The 1,790-nt window shown below is 44.4% G+C and carries 3 protein-coding genes; all 3 read left to right on the forward strand.

Annotated elements, in window-relative coordinates; translation table 11 throughout:
- Nucleotides 1-458: VOC family protein (locus ACJ751_RS26060; protein WP_407748465.1), on the forward strand; the 458-nt coding region annotated here is incomplete at its 5' end.
- Between the two features lies 1 nt (nucleotide 459).
- Entirely contained in the window at nucleotides 460-1,083 is a 624-nt protein-coding gene (locus ACJ751_RS26065; protein ID WP_407748466.1) for an alpha/beta hydrolase, read from the forward strand.
- A gap of 21 nt (nucleotides 1,084-1,104) precedes the next feature.
- Nucleotides 1,105-1,419, forward strand: coding sequence for a phosphoribosylpyrophosphate synthetase (locus ACJ751_RS26070; protein WP_407748467.1), 315 nt, complete (start codon nucleotides 1,105-1,107; stop codon nucleotides 1,417-1,419).
- The last annotated feature ends 371 nt before the right edge of the window (nucleotides 1,420-1,790 follow it).

Genomic DNA, 1,790 nt, shown 5'->3' on the forward strand with positions numbered 1-1,790 from the left:
CCCTTCGAAATATAAAACCTACCGCCAGTATTCTGACCGACATCTTCGGTTATAAATTACTGAAACAGGAAGGTAACCGGTATCGCTTTATAACTGATTCCATCGAGAACGCGTCCATCGTTGACCTGGTGGAAGAACCAGAAGTTACCCATGGACTGGTAGCCGGCGGCACCAATCACCACGTAGCGTTTCGCGTGAAGAATGATCAGTTGCTGATGCAATACCGCGAGAAGATCGCCAGCAAAGGCTATAATATAACCCCGAAAATAGACCGGAATTATTTTTACTCATTGTATTTCCGCGAACCAGGCGGGGTGTTGTTTGAACTGGCTACCGATAACCCCGGTTTTGCAATAGATGAACCGGTGAATGAACTGGGTACCCATTTGAAACTGCCCGTGCAGTATGAAGTCGATAGAGAAACGATAGAAAAAGCATTACCCAAACTGGTACAGTAATATGCATACAAAACAAGTTATAAAAGCCGGAACGCAAACAGGCGAGGCCACGAAAGCATTGGTGATGTTGCATGGACGAGGCGGCAGTGCGGAAGATATTCTGGGATTAGCGCAGTATTTGCCGGTAAACGACTTCGCGCTGTTTGCACCCCAGGCTACTAATAATACCTGGTACCCGTATTCTTTTATGGCGGCGCCCGAAGAAAATGAACCCTGGTTATCGGGCGCGCTGAAAGTGGTTGGTGAAGTGGTAACAGATATACAGGCCAGCGGTATTAAAACGGAGAACATTTATTTTCTGGGCTTTTCACAGGGCGCCTGTTTAACCCTGGAATACGTAGCACGCAATGCCAATAAATATGGTGGTGTGGTTGCTTTTACCGGCGGGTTAATTGGCGATCAGCTCTATTTAAAGAATTATACGGGTGATTTTGCCGGAACACCTGTGTTCATAGGCACCAGCGATCCCGACCCGCATGTTCCGGTTCACCGGGTGATGGCATCTACCGCAATTTTGAAGGACATGCACGCCCAGGTTACCCAGAAGATCTATAAGAACATGGGACATACTATTAGCCAGGATGAGATCAACCAGGTGAGTGAATTGATCTTCAAAGAGTCCTAACTTTGATTAAAAGCATTCATTATGTACGCATACGATACCATCACCGAAGCAGTGGCCGATTTGAAAAAACGGGGTTATACACACGATTTCAATATCAGTAATAACCGCCTTACCAGTGATAAACTGGATGCGCATTTTGGCCATGATGATTTTGAGATCAGGGAAGTTTACCGGTTCGAAGGTCCCTCTGACCCGGCAGATGAAGCAGTTGTTTTTGCCATTGAAGCTCCTTCCGGCGCTTTGGGCATCCTTGTGAATGGCTATGGTATGTATTCCGATGATAAGAATACGGAGTTTGTTAAACAGTTACATGAGAGGATAAGGTTGAAAAGTTGACCAGTTAACCAGTTGATCAGTTGACGAGTTAACAAGTTGACGAGTTGATAGGGTTGATATAGTTGATGAAGTTGATAAGGTTTCGAATTTTGAGCATTCTTCCCTATTTGCGAAATTTCACAAATTTAAAAGCCCCCCAATCTATCGAGGGGCTTTTTGCTTTTTCCTATGTTTATCAATAACTGAGACGTGTATTTTACTTGTTAACTCGTCAACTTGTCAACCCTGTCAACTTTCTTCTATGTCTATCAATAACTGCTTAGTGTATTTACTGGTTAACTGATCAACTGGTTAACTGGTCAACTTACTTCTTCACATTCACAGCACTCCCCTCCCTAACCTCCTCACTTCCTGTCTTAACAATGGCATCA

This window comes from Niastella sp. (assembly GCF_045805085.1).
Lineage (GTDB): Bacteria > Bacteroidota > Bacteroidia > Chitinophagales > Chitinophagaceae > Niastella.